The following is a 280-nucleotide window of genomic DNA, read 5'->3' on the forward strand; positions in this document are numbered from 1 at the left end:
GAGGTGTGGGTAGCGGTGAAATTCCAAACGAACTTGGAGATAGCTGGTTCTCTCCGAAATAGCTTTAGGGCTAGCCTCGGAAAGAGAATCGTGGAGGTAGAGCACTGTTTGGACTAGGGGCCCGTCACGGGTTACTGAATTCAGATAAACTCCGAATGCCATAGATTTATATCCGGGAGTCAGACGGTGAGTGATAAGATCCATCGTCGAAAGGGGAACAGCCCAGACCACCAATTAAGGTCCCTAAGTGTATCCTAAGTGGAAAAGGCGGTGGAGTTGC

The 280-nt window shown here is 49.6% G+C and carries 1 rRNA gene; it reads left to right on the forward strand.

What is annotated here, in order from left to right:
- Positions 1-280, forward strand: a 23S ribosomal RNA gene (locus tag CES82_RS12170); the annotation flags it as partial.

The sequence above is a fragment of the Secundilactobacillus silagincola genome, assembly GCF_002583405.1.
GTDB lineage: Bacteria > Bacillota > Bacilli > Lactobacillales > Lactobacillaceae > Secundilactobacillus > Secundilactobacillus silagincola.